This window comes from Clostridioides sp. ZZV15-6383, assembly GCF_020657735.1.
Classification (GTDB): Bacteria; Bacillota; Clostridia; order Peptostreptococcales; family Peptostreptococcaceae; genus Clostridioides; species Clostridioides difficile_D.
In genome coordinates, this window is record NZ_JAGWCV010000037.1 from 1 (window position 1) to 16,789 (window position 16,789).

23 protein-coding genes are annotated in these 16,789 nt (G+C 30.4%); all 23 read right to left on the bottom strand.

From position 1 onward, the window contains the following. The coding region (locus KGF42_RS13125; protein WP_227826467.1) for a phage tail protein at positions 1 to 739 on the bottom strand (739 nt) is incomplete at its 3' end. Positions 740 to 754: 15 nt separating this feature from the next. Beyond that, entirely contained in the window at positions 755 to 1,372 is a 618-nt protein-coding gene (locus KGF42_RS13130; RefSeq protein WP_227826468.1) for a YmfQ family protein, read from the bottom strand. Further along, the gene (locus KGF42_RS13135; RefSeq protein ID WP_227826469.1) at positions 1,365 to 2,414 is read right to left on the bottom strand and encodes a baseplate J/gp47 family protein; all 1,050 of its coding nucleotides are present in this window, start codon (positions 2,412 to 2,414) and stop codon (positions 1,365 to 1,367) included. Before KGF42_RS13135 ends, KGF42_RS13130 begins: the two co-directional genes overlap by 8 nt. After that, the gene (locus tag KGF42_RS13140; RefSeq protein ID WP_227826470.1) at positions 2,414 to 2,833 is read right to left on the bottom strand and encodes a DUF2634 domain-containing protein; all 420 of its coding nucleotides are present in this window, start codon (positions 2,831 to 2,833) and stop codon (positions 2,414 to 2,416) included. Before KGF42_RS13140 ends, KGF42_RS13135 begins: the two co-directional genes overlap by 1 nt. Before the next feature lie 4 nt (positions 2,834 to 2,837). Beyond that, the gene (locus tag KGF42_RS13145) at positions 2,838 to 3,098 is read right to left on the bottom strand and encodes a DUF2577 domain-containing protein (RefSeq protein WP_227826471.1); all 261 of its coding nucleotides are present in this window, start codon (positions 3,096 to 3,098) and stop codon (positions 2,838 to 2,840) included. A 13-nt stretch (positions 3,099 to 3,111) separates the two neighbouring features. Then, entirely contained in the window at positions 3,112 to 5,067 is a 1,956-nt protein-coding gene (locus KGF42_RS13150) for an NlpC/P60 family protein (protein ID WP_227826472.1), read from the bottom strand. Continuing rightward, the gene (locus tag KGF42_RS13155) at positions 5,060 to 5,749 is read right to left on the bottom strand and encodes a LysM peptidoglycan-binding domain-containing protein (RefSeq protein WP_227826473.1); all 690 of its coding nucleotides are present in this window, start codon (positions 5,747 to 5,749) and stop codon (positions 5,060 to 5,062) included. Before KGF42_RS13155 ends, KGF42_RS13150 begins: the two co-directional genes overlap by 8 nt. 11 nt (positions 5,750 to 5,760) lie before the next feature. Then, complete coding sequence (locus tag KGF42_RS13160) at positions 5,761 to 8,055, bottom strand: tape measure protein (RefSeq protein WP_227826474.1); 2,295 nt, start codon at positions 8,053 to 8,055, stop codon at positions 5,761 to 5,763. Between the two features lie 94 nt (positions 8,056 to 8,149). Continuing rightward, entirely contained in the window at positions 8,150 to 8,719 is a 570-nt protein-coding gene (locus KGF42_RS13165) for a zinc ribbon domain-containing protein (protein ID WP_227826475.1), read from the bottom strand. Positions 8,720 to 8,761: 42 nt separating this feature from the next. Further along, the gene (locus tag KGF42_RS13170; RefSeq protein ID WP_021359010.1) at positions 8,762 to 9,322 is read right to left on the bottom strand and encodes a phage lipoprotein; all 561 of its coding nucleotides are present in this window, start codon (positions 9,320 to 9,322) and stop codon (positions 8,762 to 8,764) included. A gap of 125 nt (positions 9,323 to 9,447) precedes the next feature. Next, complete coding sequence (locus KGF42_RS13175; RefSeq protein WP_227826476.1) at positions 9,448 to 9,834, bottom strand: hypothetical protein; 387 nt, start codon at positions 9,832 to 9,834, stop codon at positions 9,448 to 9,450. Positions 9,835 to 10,277: 443 nt separating this feature from the next. After that, positions 10,278 to 10,439, bottom strand: a complete 162-nt coding sequence (locus KGF42_RS13180) for a type I toxin-antitoxin system toxin (protein ID WP_009901465.1) — start codon at positions 10,437 to 10,439, stop codon at positions 10,278 to 10,280. Positions 10,440 to 10,779: 340 nt separating this feature from the next. Next, entirely contained in the window at positions 10,780 to 11,220 is a 441-nt protein-coding gene (locus KGF42_RS13185) for a phage tail assembly chaperone (protein WP_227826477.1), read from the bottom strand. Between the two features lie 68 nt (positions 11,221 to 11,288). After that, positions 11,289 to 11,765 (bottom strand): phage tail tube protein, encoded by a 477-nt coding sequence (locus tag KGF42_RS13190; RefSeq protein ID WP_018112724.1) that lies wholly within the window; start codon positions 11,763 to 11,765, stop codon positions 11,289 to 11,291. 20 nt (positions 11,766 to 11,785) lie between these two features. Beyond that, on the bottom strand, positions 11,786 to 13,096 hold the full coding sequence (locus KGF42_RS13195; protein WP_227826478.1) for a phage tail sheath family protein: 1,311 nt from the start codon (positions 13,094 to 13,096) through the stop codon (positions 11,786 to 11,788). After that, entirely contained in the window at positions 13,097 to 13,282 is a 186-nt protein-coding gene (locus KGF42_RS13200; RefSeq protein WP_413927020.1) for a hypothetical protein, read from the bottom strand. Next, positions 13,266 to 13,703 carry a DUF6838 family protein gene (locus KGF42_RS13205; protein ID WP_194655001.1) on the bottom strand — a complete coding sequence of 146 codons (438 nt, stop codon included), beginning with the start codon at positions 13,701 to 13,703 and terminating at the stop codon, positions 13,266 to 13,268. The genes KGF42_RS13200 and KGF42_RS13205 overlap by 17 nt, the downstream gene beginning before the upstream one ends. Further along, positions 13,696 to 14,121, bottom strand: coding sequence for an HK97 gp10 family phage protein (locus KGF42_RS13210; protein WP_194655000.1), 426 nt, complete (start codon positions 14,119 to 14,121; stop codon positions 13,696 to 13,698). The genes KGF42_RS13205 and KGF42_RS13210 overlap by 8 nt, the downstream gene beginning before the upstream one ends. After that, the gene (locus KGF42_RS13215; protein WP_227826480.1) at positions 14,121 to 14,480 is read right to left on the bottom strand and encodes a hypothetical protein; all 360 of its coding nucleotides are present in this window, start codon (positions 14,478 to 14,480) and stop codon (positions 14,121 to 14,123) included. The genes KGF42_RS13210 and KGF42_RS13215 overlap by 1 nt, the downstream gene beginning before the upstream one ends. 2 nt (positions 14,481 to 14,482) lie before the next feature. Then, a complete protein-coding gene (locus KGF42_RS13220; protein WP_227826481.1) occupies positions 14,483 to 14,833 on the bottom strand; it encodes a phage head-tail connector protein in 351 nt (116 codons plus the stop codon). A 2-nt stretch (positions 14,834 to 14,835) separates the two neighbouring features. Then, positions 14,836 to 15,894 carry a major capsid protein gene (locus KGF42_RS13225; protein ID WP_227826482.1) on the bottom strand — a complete coding sequence of 353 codons (1,059 nt, stop codon included), beginning with the start codon at positions 15,892 to 15,894 and terminating at the stop codon, positions 14,836 to 14,838. 16 nt (positions 15,895 to 15,910) lie between these two features. Then, on the bottom strand, positions 15,911 to 16,501 hold the full coding sequence (locus KGF42_RS13230) for a phage scaffolding protein (protein WP_227826483.1): 591 nt from the start codon (positions 16,499 to 16,501) through the stop codon (positions 15,911 to 15,913). 40 nt (positions 16,502 to 16,541) lie between these two features. Continuing rightward, positions 16,542 to 16,772: a hypothetical protein gene (locus tag KGF42_RS13235; RefSeq protein WP_227826484.1), complete on the bottom strand. Its 231-nt coding sequence runs from the start codon at positions 16,770 to 16,772 to the stop codon at positions 16,542 to 16,544. Positions 16,773 to 16,789: the final 17 nt, after the last annotated feature.

Here is a 16,789-nt window from a genome sequence, read left to right on the forward strand (position 1 = left end):
TAGCAGTATTTACACTAGTACATAACTCATCTATTGCCCCTTGGACATTGGTAGAATTTAGTTTACTTACTGTATTATCATAACTTGTTTTCTCTGCTGTTGTTTCTATACTATCTACACTAGTTTTTACCTCATTTATTGCACTAACAAGACTAGTTTTATCTGTTGTAGTAAGTTGTGTTGTGTCCCCTATTTTGTTATTTAACTCTGTTTTAGCAGTTTCTATGTTGCTTGTTAACTCTGTTTTGGTTGTATCTATTTTAGTGTCTAAATCTTGTATGTCTTTTAATGTGGCAAAAATTATAGTTGGGTCTATCTTGAGTTCTATGTTATTTACATTAGATACAACAAATATAGTCTTTACCTTCATGTCAATTACTGCTCCATCTTCCACTTTAGGTTTATATGCTGACCTATACTTTGATATAGCAAGTAAATTACCCTCTGTATCTAAATAACCTATCTCTCTAACTACAAATCCACCAGCACTAGCAGGTATTAAACTTTCTAAAATTAAGCAATTTGTCATGCTTTCATTAGTCTTGACATTCCCTACTTTACCTTCCCAAACTACATTTTTTAATGCTGTTTGTTCCTCTGTAGGATTATACTCATTTCCTCCACCATCTCCAAGTTGAATCTTAACAAAATCAACTTTCTCTCCTACTAAACTTGCATTTGCTATCTTAGCTTTACCTACATTTGTTAATATTGTATAGTAACTTTTTTCTGTAGCCAAACTACCACCTCCTATTTAATAAATTGTAATCTCTTGGTATCCAAATCCATTGCCACTAAGTATATTAATCTCTCCTTGTGTTTCAATATCTGATGGTGACCAAGGGTAAATTGTAATCTCATACCCTGTAATAGTGGTTGCTCCAAAGTACACACCATTATCCTTGCTAACTAAAACTCTAGTATAATCAAGACTCATGTTACAAGGTTTTATGTTACTTACAAAAGAATGAACTTCCTCAAACCAATCTTGATTTCTAGCATCACTCTCAAGGTGTATATTATAAATAGAATTATTAATAGTTAACTCATAATTACCTTGACCAACAATTGAATCTAGCCAGTTCCTAAGAAATCGTTCTGAGTAAGGTAATTTACTTATATATCTACTAAAAATCCTAAACCTTCTATCCTCTAAAGTCTCATTTGATTTGGGAGTTATAGACATTATTTTTTCCCATCTTTTTATACCACTTATGGTTAAGTCCTCTAAAAACTGGTCATTTGATAGGTCCTTTAATTTTTCATATAATGTTTTTATTTCTTTGTTTTCTACATTAAACACTTTTATATATTCTTCTTTATCCTGCAAAACTTGTGGTAAGTAATTTATTAGATTAATCTCTTTATCCAACTACCTCACCTCTCACTACTATGCTGTTACTATCTATTGTTAGATTAGATTTAGCATCATTTATCATAGTATTTGTAATGTCTAGTACTCCATCAATACTAAGTAACCTTGTTTCTATCTGAGATATACGGACTATTAAGTTTTCTTCATCTTCCCAACTCATATTTAACTCATTTAAATAATCGTCAATTACTTCTTCTGCAATTGATTTTATATTCTCCCAAGTGTAACCACTCTTATATGTTATTTCTGCTGATATATTTATAGTTGTACTCACAACACCTGTAACAGTAACTTTATGTCCTATTGGTGCTAACCCAAGACCTTCTCCTTGATGTCCGATTGGGTCAATTTCTTCTTGAACTAAATTAACTAAGTCAGTGCTTGGTACTTTGAAATTAGAATTAATTATTACTAACTTAACAGTTCCTCCACCATTCCAAACAGGATAAACCTTAACTCCTCCAACATCTTGTATTTTGTTAACTTCATCCTTATAGTTTTGTATATTCCCACCAAAGCTCTGTGAATTTAGGCTATCATAATATCGTTGCCTTAAACTGTCCTCTGATTCTTCATCTTCTCCATTTATCAGTATTTCTGTTAATTCAGCAGTTTCAAGACCGTCTATATATTCAATTGGAATCAACTGACCAAGTTCAAATATAGGTCCAGCAGTCTCACATTTCATCTTGTATATACCTTCAGATATTCTCTCAATTGCTACATAGTTATACTCTCCTAGATTAAGCCTAGAATCAAGTGGAATATCTATATTAAAGACACCCTTAGCAATTGTATTGGTTGCAGGTAAAGGTGTAATACCTCTCTCCTTACATCTTTTCTCTAAGTAGTAATAACTAGCAGTATCTACGAATGTCTGGTCTAGTAATTCATCCATGGCAATGTAAGTTTCTGTAAGTTCTATAGCAACAGGAGCAAGAGCATTATATATTATAGAACCTTCCCTTTTATCAAAGGTATCTGGTACACTATCTAACATTCTTTTAATTATATTTTCAAAAGTCATTAACTCAAACACTAAACACTCACCACCTTCTCTGCTTTTATATTTCCATATTTACTGTAAACTGTGAACTTACAATGGACCTTTCCTTTTATATTTTCAAACTCAAAATTATCTATATTTTCAATCCTATCATCTTGAATTAGTGCTTCTTTGATTCGTCTTTCAAGTTCGGGTATTACAAAGGATATAGGCTCTCCAATAAGGTCGTTCAACTCGACTCCATAATTCCAAGAGTAAATTAAATGTTGGTATCTCTCTGTGTTCAAAATTAAAAAGATGGTCTGTTTTAATGCTTCCACATCATCACAAATACCATCTACTCTGTTTTTTTCTATATTTAATTTAAAGGTCTTACTTGGTTCTTGCCTTACATCAAAATTAATTATTGATACATCTTCAATATCATAATCTAAATTATCACTTGGTAACACTCTATCACATCCTATCTAAAATCAAGTATTGTTGCCCTCCTTGCATACGAATTAAAACCAATTTGTCTCCCACCTTTTTGTCTGTATATCTTTTAAATGTATCTGTTTGTATTATAAAAAATTCACCAATAGATAGTTTTTGTTCTATCTTAACTCTTAGAGGGCTAATACTTTCTATTGTTCCAAATACAACTCTCATTGGATTACTTGTTTCTACTGCATCCATTGCAGCTTTTTTTATTATCTGTAATAAATCTTGGCTCATATTGCCACCTCACTTATATAAATCTTCTCACATGTGTATATGCTTTTCCTTTTCTATATGAATCAACTGATTGTATTTTTACTACATCACCAGTCTGTGGTGAATGAATCATTTGACCATTTCCAATATACATCATTACGTGATTACTACTACCTCCACCAACTCTACATAATAAGTCTCCTGCTTTCCACTTGCTTCTATCTTTTAAATCTACTGCACTGCCTGCCTTACTTTGCGTTGCAACAGTCCTAGGAATTTTTATACCTATTTGTTTATAACACCATTGAATAAATCCACTGCAATCAAAAGTATTAGGTCCTGTAGCTCCATACACATATTTACAACCTAATTTACTTTTTGCTAGATTAATTAATTTATCTGTTTTAGAGCTATTATTTGTACTACTGCTTTGGTTGTTGCCTTGAATTTGATAAGTTACATCTTTTAAATTCTTTTCTGCTTCCTCGTTGCTTCCAACTCCTGTACCTGCATTATTAGAACTATAGTTACTTCCTGTTATCTGTTTATAGAACTTTCCTACTCCTGGTACCCAATCTTTATTAAGAGGACTGTCATAAAGAGGTGCATATTTATCTCTTATACTTTCTAATGTTTTCCTTCCTGTATGGATATAATTTCTTGATAAATTACTTATACCTCTTTTTATTCCTTCATCTACAGAGCCAAAAGACATTCCTTTCATTCCAAAGAAATTATTTTTATTTTTACAAAGTGAAGAACTTCCATTACCAGTTTCATGTATAGAAATAGCAGCCATTAAAGCTGCATTGACTTTGTAAGCATTAGAATATTTAACAAATATACTTCCTGTATTTGATAACTTATTTTTAAATACTTTATTTAATTTATTTATCATATCATTGTCTTCTTTACTTGTAGTACTTTGTGCAGGACCATTTTTCTTTTCATCTTTATTATTAGTATTTCCACTACTATATGAGCTTGAAGAATAAGAAGCAAATTCATCTCCATCAACAAGAGTCAAATCCATAAAGTGCGAATTATTTTCAAATGTGTGCTTTACTTTCTCAACTAACATATAATTTTGTAAATCAATATCTCCTAAATCTAAAAAAACAGGTACTAAACAACCTGCTCTCACTCTAATATCACCAAGTACATTTTTTAAACTTAATGACTTAGTTTTCTTATTATATAGTTTTAGAAGTATATCACATTTTTGCTTTATCTCTGCTTCATTCATATTTTTATCAACTGTCTCAAATAGTTGTAGTATTCCCCAACTCCTCATATGCGTTGAGTCTTGTGCAATATATACATCTCTTTTTCCTGCTTCTTCATTATCTCTTACAAGTTTAATTTTTGTATAAGTATCACTATCTATACTTGAATTATAGTCAAAATCCTCAATTACATCATTATTCATGATAGTATCTAGTTTCATAGAATCAACATTTTTTAATGTTATTCTTCCAAACTCATCATATAAAACATACATTTCCTTTTTCTCTCTTAGAGTATCATCTAGTGCAGTTAAAATCATATCAAAGAGTGTTTTGTTTTCTTCTATCCTAGATATTTTATATTTTGTATCTTCTATGACATTGTATTTTAAATTAAAATCTTTAGCTAACATTTTTACAAGTTCGGATGCAGTTTTATTACTATATACATAAGTATCTTTATTCTTAAAATATCTCAACTGGTCGTAAGCAACAATTTTAATGTGATTTTCTTTATCTCTTTTCTTCTGAAATATATATCCATAGAATATACCTATTCCTTTATAATACAGCCTTACAGAATTACCCTCACAAAACTCTAATATATCATCCATGACTATTGTAAATTCTAGTTTACTTGGCGCTCCTCGTCTTTCTATCTCCCATGTGATACCATCCAAAACTACAGGTTCATAAAAGTCTTCCCAATGTGCAATAACTAATCTTACATCTCTGTCATTTGCTAATACTAATTCATCATCCAAGTTTTAACACCTGCCCTTTGTAGATGGTATATTTAGGTACTTTTTTACCCTTGTTAGCCTTATCCATCATACTTTTATTTAGTTCATATACTTTCTTATATAATGAACCATTACCAAGTTGTTTCTGACAAATTGACCAAAGACTATCTCCACTTTTGACTGTATATGTTTTAGTGTTTGTGGCATTGACTGAATCAACTCGTTTTGGCTCTATCTTTACATTAGGTCTACCAGTCTCATTTTTAGGAGGGGCAAGAACTAACTTTTTAGTTGAGTAATCTCTATATTGCTTTAACTTTATTGCAACTTTTGTATCTGAGCCATTATCTGCATCTTCTAAAATAGCATACTCTTCAAGAGATACTTTTATATTAGTGTTAAATAGTACTTTATTACCTAATTCCCTCGATACAATAAATTGAAATGGCTTACAATCTGTCTTTAGTAATTCTAGTTTACTTAAAAAGAATTGAACATCTTTAAAGGCACCTTTGTAAAACGGTAATTTATTATGTGTAAATTCTGCTTCAAAACTTATTTCAGATAGCCCTTCTTTTTTTAGTATGTTTACTTCTCCAGTGTTTATTAAATCAACTGTTTTATTTTTGTTTGTTACTTTAATCTCAAGTTTGGGTGGTGGGATTGGTAATTGTACTCCATCTAGGTAAAAATCATAAGCCATTTAAACACCTCCTAAACTATTCCCTCAGCAGATACAACCATAGCGTCATTTAATTTTTCTGTTAGTACATTAACTATACCATCCACATCTGCATCTTTACTTATGTTGTTTGTATTGTTCATATCAATTTTTATGTTTACTCCTGTAAATCGATTGATAGTCTCTTGTTCTGCAATGTCTCTAAGATATTTTAAGTCTTCTTGACTTTTATCCATTGTTTTAGCCATTTTTGCTGTATTTCCCGCTGTATCTTTTGCACCTTTTGCTGCATCGTTCAGCGGAGAGTTTAATCCTGCTGAACCTATGCCTTCACCGAGTCCATATTTTTTATCCCACAAGTCGTCAAGACCAAGTTTTTTCTTTGCATCTTCTGCTATTTTACTAATATCAAATTTATCTTTTATGTTAGTTTCTAGTTTATCTCCCCATTTATAACCTGCATCCCAAGCTTTTCCATAATTAAATCTGTCAAAATGCAGTTTATTAGGATCCATTCGTTCAACTTTTATCTTAGCTTCTCCTGCTACTTTGTCAGTCCAACCTTGTAATGTATCTTGCCATCCACTTACTGCATCTGCCAAATTTGAGCCAAAAACTGTATCAAATGCACTTGCGATACTTCTTATAATACCTAATACCGCATCAGCCATTCTAGATACCGCCCTTATGACAGAGCCAATCGGGTCGTCTAAAAAGTTAGCAAAGAACTCTGCAAAGTTTGCTAAACTATTATATATTAAAGCTACAATATCTATAATTAAGTTCCCTGTTGCAATAAATAAATTTCCTACAAAAGCAGCTGCAACTGATATTGCACCTGCAACTACACCTATAGCAGATACACTAGTCCCTGCGAAATGATTAAAAACTGCTACTCCTACGAAAACTGCTGCTATTACTAGAGCTATTGTAGCTACAACCATTACTATAGTAGTAATTAGAAGTAACATAGAACCACTTAAAGCATCTGTAGATACTTTTGCTGCTATATTCATCATTATATTTGTTAATAATGAACCATTTAATAAATTAGTCCAAAATGCTTGCAGAGCTGTCCAACTAACTTGAATAGCAGTAATTGCAACACCTGCTAAAATAGCAGCTTTGTATAACCCCCACAATACAATACTAGTGATTAATAAAGGCTGTATTATGCTCCATCCCTGTGCAATAAAATTAATGACACTTCCTATAGTTGTTAATAGCCATCCTAACCCTTGAGCTACTAGACTAACTCCAACAATCATCAGATTAAAAAATCCAATAAATGCTGGACTACTCAATAAATCAATAAACCCATTGAAAACATTATATCCAACAGCTCCCAAGACATACAACGAATCTGTAACATCAGTTATAAAGGTTCGGAATCCCCTGCTTGAGACCGTGTCCTCAATTTTCTTCTGTATAGCTCCAAATATCATAACTGCATTATTTTTTACACTAGTAAAGATTTGACCTAGCGTAAAAGGCATTTTTTCAAACTGAGCATTTGTCTCAGCTGATGCAGCAAGCAATGAATTTTTTACAATGTCAGCTGTAAGCATTCCCTCACTTGCCATGCCTCTAATCTTTCCTATATCCACGTCTAAATAGTCAGCAATTGACTTAATAATATTAGGTGCTGACTCAAATACAGCGTTTAATTCTTCCCCACGCAAAACTCCACTTCCTAAACCTTGTGTTAACTGCAATAATGCTGAACTCATTTCTTGTGTACTAGCTCCTGCTATTATAAATTTTTTATTCAATTGTTCAGCAAAGCTTACTATTTCTCTAGTGCTACTAAATGCACTTCCTGCATTCATACCAATTCGCGATACTATTTGTGCTGTGTCTAAGTAAGATGCACGAGACCTTTCAGCAGATTGGAAAATCATTTTATTTAATCCTCCATCAGATAATTGACCATCATTTATCATGTTCAATCTCGCATTTGCGCTGGTCATTTGGTCACTTAAATTTACTAACCCTCCAATACTTTTTAATCCTAAATAAGCTCCTGCTAGTTTCTTAACACTTCCAAGTAAATTATTTGTAGAACTTGCTCCTTTATTGATATCCTCATTAAACTTTCTTTGTTCTTCATCTGCTTTTCCAATTTTCTGTTCTATCCTTGTGAGAATACTTTCTATGTTATTCAAACTTTGTTGAGAAGCTTGTATATTACCTGCATTGAGTGGATTATTCAATCTGCCTTGCAATCTCTCTAAACTATTAATTGTTGTATTAATAGAATTAGTCATATTACGAAAAGCGGGTGTCATTCCGTCAAAAATTTTTATTGATGTCTGTATCGTAGCCATTTCCTCACTCTCCTTTCTTATTATTTTAAACATAATAAAAAGCACTAACTAATTTAGTAAGCGCTTCCTTTTCTTTATTATAATCTTAATATATCTATTTTTTACCTGCCCAAAATTGCTTGCCACAGCTCAAGCATGTAACTCTAACTTTCTTTGCTCCTATGTTTCCTGCTACGAGACCAATGCCTCCTGCTATAGTAGCTCCTGTTATAGCTTTTCCCATGCCAAAACCTTTTTTATGTGCTGTCAAAGAAGTTGAGCCACATGCAGGGCAACAAGCTATTTTTTCTTTTTCTTTCTTTTCCTCTTTGGCTTTTCTAATTTTTGATATATCATCTTCTTTTTTTCTTTTTTCTTCAAGCATATCAGCATTTTCATTATAATATTTTTGATATGGTTCTTCTAATATTTTTCTACAATCATCCAACTCTATTCCAGTTAATTCTTTCAATCTTCTTACAGATGAAGCTTTTATAAAACTTGTTTCTTGCATTATATGTTGTAAATCAACACCTTTTAAATCATATTCCTTATCTTTAGTAATGCTTTCTTTTTGTATTTTTACATCATCTATTTTTGTTCCACATTCATTGCAAAATTTGCTTCCTTTTAAACACCTTGCTCCACATTCGCTACAAAATATATATTCTACTGTATCATTCATAAAATATCTCCTTAGCACTATAATATATTCATTTTAAATAAGTTACTTCATTTTATAAACATACTTATTCCCATCAAATGTAAAACTTAATACCAGCGGCTTATCACTTGTTTTTACTTCATCAGGGCAATCAATTATAAATCTAACTCCCTTCGTTTCTAAAGGGTCGATACTGGTAATATTATCATAAGTAAAACCTGTTGTTTCATCTTCTACTATTGTTTGTGATGAATATTTATACCCATCATTATAATTTGCTTCAATAGTTAGTAAATCTGAACAATTTAACTCTTGTTTTTGAGTATTTTTTATATCAGCAGCAATATCAATATATACTTTGCCTGACTCAGCAGGATAATGTGTATATAAACTTTCCTTAACTTTTGGTAAAACATCATAAGAGAATTCAATATTATTAATAGTGATTTCCATTTTATCTGAAATAATTTTCTCTCCTATGACTACTTCTTTATCCTTTTTTTCTTCTTTTTTTGGTTCATTATTTTTACTACTCTCCTCTGGACTTTCTGAATTAGAACATCCTACAATAGCTAAACAGATAACTATAAGAATAGAAAATAAAAAACATACTTTTTTCTTCATAATATAACATCCCCCTATAACATTATTTACCAATATTATACTATATAAGTAAAATTTTTACATTATAATCACATCCTTTCAATAAAAAAACACCTACTATTTAAGTAAGTGTTTTCTATGCTTATTTATTTAACAACTCTATTCCTTATCAGTATATAAGCAATTCCAAGTGGAGCAATAAAAATTGCAAAAGTATATAATAAAATTACTTTTATTAGCTTCCATAAAAATATAAAAACAATAGGCATTATAAATAATGTGTTTCCCATCATAAGACTAAATAAATCATCATATACTAAAGCTGAGAAAGGAAATAATATAGCATTAGCCATAATTATAATAAACATTCCTACTGATGGAATATTTGATGATAGAAAAATTAAAGTAAGTACTGCACTAATTATATATGACTTTATTAAGTATTTCATATTAAGCGAAACGAAAATTTCTTTTAGTATGCTTTTTACTCCTTTCTTAAAATCTATTTTTTCTGATACTTCTTGACCATTCATAATATAATTCTCCCCCATAATTATTTTATTGATAATTTCACTTAAAGTATAACAAATTATTCTCGCTGATATTGTAGAATAATAAAGATTAAATACTTATAATTTAAAACAAATTCTGCCATTTACTTTCAACAAGTTTTTTTAAATTACTATTTTAGATATATAATTCAAAATAGTAAATATTCTTAATAATATCAATTTATAATCATTCTATATGTATAAAATAAATATTTACACTTGAATATGTCTAGCAATACAATATAAATCTTTTTCTGTAAGTTCTATATCTTTATTCATTTAATCACCTTCTTTTTCACACAAAAAGTACTTGCTATTAAAACAAGTACTTTGCATATTTTTTCTAATTTGTGGTATAATAAAAGCAAGAAGAACTACAATCTATTTAGCGGTAGAGTGAAGTTCATAATTTTAAAAAATATAAATTATTTAAATTTGCGGAACTTTATTTTAAAGCCAAGTTCCCAGCCACTTTTACTCTTGCCACGAGTAGAGTGGCTTTTTACGTTTTTGATACATCTACAAACGATATATCCAATTAAACTAGCTATCAAGCTAGCTAATATACTAAGTAAAAAGTTGTCCATACTTCCCACCTCCTTTCATTAGGAAGTAGGTTTTATCCCAGTATGAACTCCACTCTATAAATTGTAGATTACATCTTCTTGCTAAAAATATTATAACATATAATTATTACATATTTTACCTATTCTATATTTATTTTTTTATTTTGCTATCTTCTTCTACCTCTCTTTTTCTCTCTTTCAGCTTCTTTCATTGCTTCCTCTTCATCTTCTATCTTAACCAGTATGGAGGCAGCTGCTAATGCTCTCTCATTAACTTCTAAGTTCATATATTCACTAGGTCTCCACTTTAATTTTTGAATACAATAATGAGTAATGCTAGCATCAAAATCGCCACCTCTAATTAGTTTTTTGCTTCTTCTACTTTATCTTCAAAAGTTGTATCAAATCCGTTTACTTCATTTACCTTTACTGTATAATTGACATACTCACCTGCTGTAAGCATTGTCTTTAATAACTGAGCTTCTCCCATAACTCCATAACTATTTTGCAACTCAACATCTTTCAAATCTGGAAATACTGTAGATGCTACACATAATTCGGCTACATAACTATTATAGTCAATTTCACTTGTGAATTGACCTGTTGGCTTCCCATTATTGCCAATCACTTTCACTCTTTTGGTACAGTTTCTTCTTAATGCTTCATCTTCCTCGGAAGATAGCACCCTCAATTCCCATTTTACTGGTTTTCCTTCTTCATCTAAAAATCTATCACTTGCCACATACATTACATTCTCATTTTTTATTGCATTTTGACTTAAAAAAGCACTTAAATTACTCATTTCTTAATTCTCCTTTTATTTTAATTTTTACATAAAAAACACACATCTATAATTTATAAATGTGCATTCTATATCATACCTAATAAAATTTTAAATTCTTCTGGCATATCCCAATCATCAAAAGTAAAATCTATATCCTCATCTAAATATTCACTATCTGCATCAAATTTAGCTAATGTAACCTCATCCATATTGCAATCTTTTAATATAATAGTTTGACGACCTACTGAACTTGTTGGGTCTTCATTAGTAATTTGCATATCGAAATATATATCTTCTCCAGTTTCCTTATATCTAAGCATAAGTTTTCTAAAAATAGAAGTATTATAATGAACAGTTGCACTTCCTGTTCCTTCCCATCCAGTAGTTTTGTTTCCTTTTCCTGTTTGCCCTAAAATTGGTATCTTACTTTTATTCTTCTTAAACTTAGCCTCTACCTTGATACACTGCATAAGAAGGTATCTTTTACCTTCAATGGTAACATAGCATTCTGCCAAAGATGCACTTATTGCATCTTTTGACTTCATAGTAATATTTTTAGCCATTCTAATATTCTCCTTCCTAATTAACTAACTGAAACAGTCATATAAAGCTTACTCATAGCATTTATAACCTTAACCGCATCACTCACTATAACTGTTTTCTTGTCATTTCCAAGCTCCACACTAACATCATCAGTTTTAAAATCTTCTATTGCTCTAATGTTTTCTAATTCTTTATGGTGTTTTACTACATCATTCCAGAAACTTATTCTTCCTGCCTTATCGTTAGGCACTTTACCAAGATATTTATCGTTAAATAAAATCGCTATATCATTAGCAATTTGGTCAAGTACTCTAATAGATTGATTACTTGAAAAGTCGTCATTCTTTTCATCTGTAAATGATACAAAAGTATTTATATCCTCTAATACATGAACTTCATCTCCAACCTTATGAAATATAAACTTACCAGTTTTTAAAGCTTCTTCTAAATGTATTTGAGTGTAATTAACATCTACATCAAACTCACCATCATACTTTTTATTAGTGTTAGATTTATTTATGTCACATCCTGCTATAGCTCCAGTAGCCCAGTAAATTAAGCTAGATTCAACTAAATCTTTATCTTTAATCTTATTTTCTACAGATACTACACCCTCATAATCTGCATCACTTTTCTTATATAATACAGTTTGAAACTTTGCTCCTACTTTGTCTCTCATTCTTTTAGTAAACTCAACAAATAGACTTTTTATCTCCGTTGTAGTAGCTAAACATCCTAAAGAATTAAATGAGTAACTTTCTATCTTATCAAGAAAAACTTGATACTCTGCTCCTGTAATTGTCTCTCCATTAGTTCCGTTACTAAATACCAGTCCTGCACTTGCTTCTAGTGTTGCATCCTTTTTCCAAATAATATAATCATTATCTACTAAATCTGTAATAACTTTTGCTATTTGAGTATCTACCTTCTTATTATCCAAAAGTGTTACAACATCAAACTTAGTGTTATCATCAATGTTTGTTGCAACTACTATCTTCAAATCATTACCTCTTATTCCACTATATTTAGCAGTAGCAATAGTACAACTAGCTTTAACACCTTTATTTAGCTTATAAAAATAACCTAGTCTTATATTTTTAAATAAATCTCTAAGACCTTTTAACTTCTCATGAGTGTAATCATATCCAAAGAACTTAGTTGAATACTTTTCAAAATCATCCCTAGTCACTTGAAATACTTCTTCATCAATACCCCAATCAAGTTCTAAAGGCATAGCAACAATACCTCTATCACTAAGAAAACTTGTTGCCCTCTTAGCTGAGATAAAATTTATATAAGCACCTGGAAGTATTTTATTCTGTGTTACAAATGTTCCTCCACCTAAAGCCATCTAACTCACTCCTTTCATGAATTTATTTATCATATCCTCTACCTCTGAGAAGGAATACAATTCATCTTCTTTTAAAATTGCATTTAACAAGTCTTTTCTATTTACATACTTCTTAGAATTAACTATCTGCTCCTTAGTAAACTTATAATTTTCTTCTTTACTTAATGTTTTACTCAAAATTATCACCTCTCTTCAAACCACCAAATAACTCTACTGTATCCATCTTATCTGTATTATTACTTTTGATAGTAAAATAATTGTAATCAACAAAGAAATGAAGTACATTATCTATAATTTCAAAGTTCATATTTGTACCTCTAACTAAATCTCCATCAATTTCTATATACTCTAATTCCTCCAGTAACATTTCAGCTATCTCATTTATTTCAAAACTCTTATCTTTTGAACGAGGAAAATAATGTACATCAAAAGAATTCTTTTTTAGCGTCCTACCATTTGGGTATGGTGTATTACTTGGATTTAGAGGGCAAATAAAAAAACAAGGTTCATTTATACCTTGCTCCACATCTTCACTATAAATTGTATATTCATTTCCAAACGACTTATCTAATTTAATAGATATTCCATCAATTATATTATTAAGCATCAAATACTCCTTTCAACAAGATTAATAACTTTTTCTCTATAATCTTATCAACTTGACTTTGTAGTTCCATCTCTGAAATAGTTAAGAAATGTTGTCCTTTTACCCAACCTTTTCCATCTTTAGTTCTATGCCCGAAATTTACATAACTTGCATATTCAGTTGGATTAACAACTTCTATAATATAATTATTACCTTGTTTGTAAACAGGAAGCGACCTAGCATAAGCTACTCCACTCCAACCCTCTCTCAAAAATCCTGTATCGACTGGTGTTCTTCTAATTACTTTGCCTAAGAGTCTTGCTGCTAATTCTCTTGCTGCATCTTTACAAAACTTATCTAAATCAATCTTTGTAAATTTCTCCATCCTTTTACAAGCTCTTTTAAACTCTCTAAAATCAACACTACCCCATCTAGCCATTATGCTTTATCCTCACATAATTCCAATAGCACTTCTTGATGGTTTGGATATATAGCAGATTCTCCACTTCTTACATATTCTTTTGTAATATTATTTTGATTAGTTATAATAAGTTTTGAACCTGCTTTAATTTCTATATTTGGAGATATAAAGAGTTTAATCGTCTGTGTAAGTTTAGCCACTTTTCCATCTGTAGCTGATGTAGTATTTTTATACGAAAGCTTACAAGGTTGATTTTCTAATACAACTACTTCTTTGTTATTTGTTCGCTTTGTTATAGGGTCTTTAATTGGCTGATACTCAACTATAGTACATTTATCTCTATACATCATTTCTATTGCTTTTCTAGTCTTATCCATCATTATTTCCACCTAATTTTTCTGTATCTATTTAGTTGTGCTTTATAATCTTTAAGTAAAGATTCCTTAAATTCACTAGCTGAACTTCTATATGAAATAGATGTGTCACCTTCTGATATAGAAGAAATAGAGCCTAATGCAATATCTTCGCTTCCTAGACTCTCATTTTTATACACATCTATAGCCATTCTTAAAATAGTACTATTTAATTGTTCTGGTATAGTAGGTATATTACAGTAGCTTCTTACTATTTCTTCTACGTCTTCTAATATAAACTCTAATACAGTATCTTTTGAATCATCTTCTCCACTAAACCCTAAGAGTCTTTTAATTTTTATTATTTTATATTCCATATCTATATTTTATGCTTAAAAGCTACCATTCTAATTTGTTTAGGTTCATAAACAGGCTTCCAATTAGTTGCATCTGCTAGTTCAGCTCTTGAAGGACCTTCTGTTTTAGCCATATTTTCATTTGTAAACTTAACTCCTCTAGGGTGCATGATAAAAGTCTTTCTATTTATAATATAATCAACACCAGAGCCTTTTTTCTTATCTCTGTCTATTTCTGTAGCTACAAATCCTACTGGATTACCATTTCCTAAAGCTATTGCACCTTCACCAAATAAATACGAAGTAAATACTATATTAGAACCACTTCCTTCATAAGGACAACCATCATCAATTATAACCCTTTTATTTTGATAAAAATATATTGGACCACTATTAGAAGGTTGAACAGTTTCAATTAAATTTTGTTTTCTTAGTTCAGCTTCAACAGCACTGTGTACTGCAACTGCTGTTAAAGTTTCTTTTGCATCACCTAACTTTTGTTGTGCATCAATAAACGCTGAACCACTCCATTTTGCAGCATTACCAGAACTCGAAGAAATATCTAGTATATTTGATGCTAACCTAGTTTCTGCTACTGTTTCTCCAACTGCCTTAGTAGTTCCAAATACTCCTTTAAGAATAGCAATTAGTTCTTTTTGCATATCTCTAGCCCAGAAACCAGATACTAATTCAGCAATAGCACCTGCTGGGTCTTTTCCTGCTAAAGCAGCACTCAAATCTGTAGCACTCCACATTTTTGCTCTTCTCATAATTACTGCAACATCTGCATTTGAAGTTATTTTATTATTTTGTAAATCAACATCTTCAATTATTTGTTCTGATTCACCTGTTAAATCCTCAAAGAATGGCATATTTACAAGCGGACTTGCTTGAGAAGCTAATTTATCAAACTCAGAGTTATTAGTTATGATTCCACTTTGTAATAATGCACTTTTTTCCATTGTTCTATTTATTACATATGGATTGAATAAACTTGGAACAATTATATCACTTAGTTTTGTTCCCCCTTCACTCCCAGCTAATAATTGTATATTCATTTTTAGACTTTTATTTTTATTCATATTTACCTCCTTTATGTTATTTACCAGCAGCAGTCATTAATTCTTTTGCTAGAGCTGGATTATCATTATATATTTTGCTTTGTTCTGTTAAATTGAAACTTTTTTCTAACCAAGGATTAGAACCTTTATAATCATCTCCACCTTTAGGAATATAATTTGGTTTACCACCAGTAAATAAATGTGGAGAGTTTTCCTTATAAACTTTTATTGTATCTTCTAAACCAATTACTTTTCCTTCATTATCAAAATTAAACTTTTCAGTTCCTCCTTGTTTATAAATTATATAATCAGCATCTACAACACCTAAATCTTTTAATTTACCTTTCAATTCATATTCTTTTTTTGAGATTTCCATATCCTTTTTTAGCTTTTCTAAATCATTATTATGTGTATCTTTTAAATTCTCTACATCTTCCTTTGTCATACCTCCCTCAAATTTTTTTATTGTTGTATTAGCTGTATTAAGTTGTGTTTCAAGATTTGTATATTCTTCTTTGGTAACTGTAGTCTCTTTTATTTTCTTTTCTATAGACTTTTGTAAAGAAGCTACATCAATCTTGTTATCCTCTATTTTTATTCCTTCTAGCAATTCTTTTAACCAATCCATTTTAAATGTCTCCTTTCATTTTTTACATAATAAAAAAGCCCTATCTAGGATTAAAACCAATGTTATTATTCTCGCTACAATTATTTATTGATATAGCCTCTATTTGTGATAAATTTATTATTGTTGTTCCATCTTCATCTAAATATCCTTTCAAGTCCCTGTAAGCTGAATCAGCTTCAATAAAATCTTGCATTAACTCATCAGCAACATCTTCATCTACTATTCCAGATATGCTATTGCCACTTTTAAACCAAATCATATATTCTTTCAATAATATAAGCCTCCTTA

Excerpts from the sequence above, each read along its gene's own strand:
- KGF42_RS13155 (WP_227826473.1), bottom strand. The coding sequence starts at position 5,749 with ATGGCTTATGATTTTTACCTAGATGGAGTACAATTACCAATCCCACCA.
- KGF42_RS13210 (WP_194655000.1), bottom strand. The coding sequence starts at position 14,121 with ATGGCTAGATGGGGTAGTGTTGATTTTAGAGAGTTTAAAAGAGCTTGT.
- KGF42_RS13165 (WP_227826475.1), bottom strand. The coding sequence starts at position 8,719 with ATGAATGATACAGTAGAATATATATTTTGTAGCGAATGTGGAGCAAGG.
- KGF42_RS13180 (WP_009901465.1), bottom strand. The coding sequence starts at position 10,439 with ATGGACAACTTTTTACTTAGTATATTAGCTAGCTTGATAGCTAGTTTA.
- KGF42_RS13160 (WP_227826474.1), bottom strand. The coding sequence starts at position 8,055 with ATGGCTACGATACAGACATCAATAAAAATTTTTGACGGAATGACACCC.
- KGF42_RS13205 (WP_194655001.1), bottom strand. The coding sequence starts at position 13,703 with ATGCTTAATAATATAATTGATGGAATATCTATTAAATTAGATAAGTCG.
- KGF42_RS13185 (WP_227826477.1), bottom strand. The coding sequence starts at position 11,220 with ATGAGTAATTTAAGTGCTTTTTTAAGTCAAAATGCAATAAAAAATGAG.
- KGF42_RS13230 (WP_227826483.1), bottom strand. The coding sequence starts at position 16,501 with ATGGATTGGTTAAAAGAATTGCTAGAAGGAATAAAAATAGAGGATAAC.
- KGF42_RS13190 (WP_018112724.1), bottom strand. The coding sequence starts at position 11,765 with ATGGCTAAAAATATTACTATGAAGTCAAAAGATGCAATAAGTGCATCT.
- KGF42_RS13195 (WP_227826478.1), bottom strand. The coding sequence starts at position 13,096 with ATGGCTTTAGGTGGAGGAACATTTGTAACACAGAATAAAATACTTCCA.
- KGF42_RS13225 (WP_227826482.1), bottom strand. The coding sequence starts at position 15,894 with ATGAATAAAAATAAAAGTCTAAAAATGAATATACAATTATTAGCTGGG.
- KGF42_RS13175 (WP_227826476.1), bottom strand. The coding sequence starts at position 9,834 with ATGAATGGTCAAGAAGTATCAGAAAAAATAGATTTTAAGAAAGGAGTA.
- KGF42_RS13145 (WP_227826471.1), bottom strand. The coding sequence starts at position 3,098 with ATGAGCCAAGATTTATTACAGATAATAAAAAAAGCTGCAATGGATGCA.
- KGF42_RS13220 (WP_227826481.1), bottom strand. The coding sequence starts at position 14,833 with ATGGAATATAAAATAATAAAAATTAAAAGACTCTTAGGGTTTAGTGGA.
- KGF42_RS13215 (WP_227826480.1), bottom strand. The coding sequence starts at position 14,480 with ATGGATAAGACTAGAAAAGCAATAGAAATGATGTATAGAGATAAATGT.
- KGF42_RS13170 (WP_021359010.1), bottom strand. The coding sequence starts at position 9,322 with ATGAAGAAAAAAGTATGTTTTTTATTTTCTATTCTTATAGTTATCTGT.